The sequence below is a fragment of the Allobosea sp. 05T422_2 genome (assembly GCF_056396265.1).
The window spans coordinates 1-2,934 of sequence record NZ_JBFTLD010000432.1; the positions used below are offsets into that span (position 1 = coordinate 1).

Below are 2,934 nucleotides of genomic sequence, written 5' to 3' on the forward strand. Positions count from 1 at the left end.
CTGCTGCAGGTCTATGTCTTTCTGCTGATCGCCTATTTCTGGGAAATCGAGCCGCCCTTGCTCGGCTACCTCACGGTGCTGCCGGCCTTGTTCCTGGCGAGCCTGATGCTGGGCGCGCTCGCCCTGTTCATGTCGTCGATCATCAAGCAGTTGGAGAACTTCGCCGGGGTCATGAACTTCGTGATCTTCCCGATGTTCTTTGCCTCGTCCGCGCTCTATCCGCTGTGGCGCATCCGGGAATCGAGCCCGCTGCTCTATGAGATCTGCCGCTTCAATCCCTTCACCCATGCGGTCGAACTGATCCGCTTCGCCCTCTACGCGCAGATTGATCCTGTCTCGCTTGCGGCGGTGCTGGGTTTTACCGCCGTCTTTCTCGCTGCCGCCATTTACGCCTATAATCCATCGAAGGGTTTGCTGGGTCGGCGTGGTGCTCCCGGAGGCACGGCATGACGTTCCCGAGAGGTCTTGTCCCGAGCCAACGCCTGATCCGCACGAGGCTCAGGATCGCCTGCGGCGCGGCCCTGTTCGCGGGCATGTTCGCAGCCTTGCCGGCGCGCCCGGACGAACCGGAATGGCCCTGCGTGCAGCGCAGGGTCGCGACGCTCACTGCGGCGCAGATGTGGGATGGCCCCGATGTCGAGGCGCTCACCGGCTGGCAGGACGACGCGGAGATGGAGCGCCTGATCAAGGCACTCGTCAGCCGCGCCAACCCGATGGAGCAAGCAAGCGAGAGCCTGGCGCAATGGGCCAAGGCCCAGCCGGACTCAAGCCGGGACGAGAAGCTGAAAATGCTGTTCGCCGGCGTGTTGAAGACCATCAATGACGACCGCGCCATCGTGCTCGCAGGGATCGGCCGGTTTCAGCATCGGCAAAGGCAGCTCGCCGAGCGGATCCAGGAGCAGGGAGCGGCGCTGGGTGCGCTGCGCGCCAAGGCGGCGCTGGACGAGAAGGCCAAGGCGGAGCTCACCGTGGCGGAGGACAGGTACAAGTGGGATACGCGGTTCTTCGCCGAGAGGCAGGAATCTCTGCCCCTCGCCTGCGAGATACCCGTGCAGATCGAGCAGCGCGCCTTCGATCTCGCCCGCGAAATCCGGGCGCTGATGAAGGATTGACGCCGCCTCGCCGCGGCCACGGCACTTCGGTGCCGGGCGCTTCGGTCCGGCGCGGGTCTCATAGCCCCGGCGCAATCTCGACGAGCGGAAGCAGCGCCTCGCCCCAGCCATCGCTGCCGTCGGGAAACCAGATGACATTGCTGTACCCCCAAGAGACGGCGCGCTTGGCTGCGTTCCAGGACATCCARCAATCCTTCAGGCAGAAGAAGACCAGCGTTTTCGCCTTGTCGCCGCCGGTGAGCGTCGCGAGCTGCGCCTGGAAGGCCTGCAGCAACGGTTCGGGGATGACGCCATAGCCGGTATTGGCCAGCCAGACCGCGCCCGGAATGCTGCGATGCGGCGCCTCGCGCCAGACCATGTTCGCCGGCAGGTTGTCGGGTTTCACGGGGCGTGGCAGGACATCGATGAAGACGGCTGATTTCCCGCGCCACAGCAGCTCTGCTGCCCGTGTGTCGATGACGCGGGCGCCCTGGAGCATCGCTGGAACCGGCGCGCGATAATTCTCGGTACGATAGCCTGCGGGTTCGTCCGGGACGGCCCACGCCAGGCCGCCGGCCGCTGACCCCGCCGCCAGCCAGAGTGCCAACAGGGCAGTGCCGCGCCACATGGTCAGCGCCGCGGCGCTGTGATCGGCACCGTGTCCTCGTCCAGCAGCGGCACGCCGAAATCCAGCAGGATCGCATCGATATCGCCCTGCCTCCTGGCGATGATCTCGTTCAACTTGCGTTTCCAGTCATCCTCCTGATGACGCACGCCGAAGGTGATCCGATAGGCCATGCGCGGCCCCATCGTTTCCCTCAGCAGCGGCGTCACGGTCAGCTTTTCGCCGCCGCGGCTGGCGAAATAGCCGCCGATCGGCCCCCACAGGATTCCGGCATCGATCTCTCCGGAACGGATATCGGCGATCATGCGCTCCGCGGGAGAGTCGAAGCGCCGGTCGACCGTCAGCGGATAGGGCCTTGCCTTCTGCATCAGGCCGAGCATCGCCATGATGTTCCCGGGCGGTGTGCCGGCGACGATGCCGATGCGCTTGTCCTTCAACCGCTCGTCGGCAAGCGTAACGACGCCGTCGAGCCTCTGCCCCGGCCGATGAACCAGGACATAGCTCGAGCGGTAATAATGGTTGCTGTTGAGGACGAGATCGTCGCCCTGCGCGTAACCGATGATCAGGTCGCAGCGCTTTGCGAACAGCGTCTGGCGCACAAATCCCGTCGCCTGCGGAAACCAAGTGTATTCGAGCGGAAGCTTCAAATCATCCGCGACGAGTTCGGCGATCTTGTTCTCAAAGCCCTGCCCCGCCTCGTTCGAGAAGGGCAAATTGGCCGGGTCGCTGCAGACGCGGAGGACTTCGTGATTGACCAGATCGGCACGGCCGGTCTCGGCGGCGTGGCTGGCGCCCCCCGCGGCGAAGAGGAGGATCGCGCAGCAGATCAGCCAGCGAAAGACATCAGCGGGCCGCCATGCCCGCACTGGTGGCCGGGTGGTGGCAGGGCCGGACACGCAGCTGCTGCGCAGCCGTCCGGGCCTCGCTCTAGGAGCCCATGCAGGTCTTTTCATTTTGGACGGCCGTCTCCGGCTTTTCGACGGCGCGTTCCGGACGCGTGCCCCGCGGCAGCACACCATCGGCGCGCGCCTTGAGATAAACGTAGATGTCGTCGAGATAGCACATGACATTGGCGTTATCGCCGAGCGCCGGCATGACGCTCGTCTTGTCGGGGCGCGTGATCGTGCGCCCGCCAGCCACCACTTCCGTGAAGTCAGTATATTTCATGGTTTTCAGGGACCCGACCAGGGCCGGGGCATAGCTCGACCCTTCCCCCTC

General features: G+C 65.1%; 5 protein-coding genes. 2 read left to right on the forward strand and 3 right to left on the reverse strand.

The features are described 5' to 3' along the window. Together AC1DJT_RS35585 and AC1DJT_RS35590 are read left to right on the forward strand one after the other, a co-directional pair. Positions 1–450 (forward strand): ABC transporter permease (locus AC1DJT_RS35585; RefSeq protein WP_476835947.1); only part of this gene is annotated, 450 nt, incomplete at its 5' end. Beyond that, complete coding sequence (locus AC1DJT_RS35590; protein ID WP_441508416.1) at positions 447–1,112, forward strand: hypothetical protein; 666 nt, start codon at positions 447–449, stop codon at positions 1,110–1,112. The genes AC1DJT_RS35585 and AC1DJT_RS35590, both read left to right, overlap by 4 nt. A gap of 58 nt (positions 1,113–1,170) precedes the next feature. Here AC1DJT_RS35590 and AC1DJT_RS35595 read toward each other — a convergent pair whose 3' ends face one another. The 3 genes from AC1DJT_RS35595 to AC1DJT_RS35605 all read right to left on the reverse strand — a co-directional run. Next, positions 1,171–1,719, reverse strand: a complete 549-nt coding sequence (locus tag AC1DJT_RS35595; protein ID WP_441508415.1) for a PQQ-dependent catabolism-associated CXXCW motif protein — start codon at positions 1,717–1,719, stop codon at positions 1,171–1,173. 2 nt (positions 1,720–1,721) lie between these two features. Beyond that, positions 1,722–2,531 (reverse strand): substrate-binding domain-containing protein, encoded by an 810-nt coding sequence (locus AC1DJT_RS35600; protein WP_441508434.1) that lies wholly within the window; start codon positions 2,529–2,531, stop codon positions 1,722–1,724. A 112-nt stretch (positions 2,532–2,643) separates the two neighbouring features. Beyond that, the coding region (locus AC1DJT_RS35605; protein ID WP_476835948.1) for a cytochrome c family protein at positions 2,644–2,934 on the reverse strand (291 nt) is incomplete at its 5' end.

What these genes read in the sequence shown, in the direction of transcription:
- AC1DJT_RS35590 (WP_441508416.1), top strand. Translation starts at nt 447, where the DNA reads ATGACGTTCCCGAGAGGTCTTGTCCCGAGCCAACGCCTGATCCGCACG.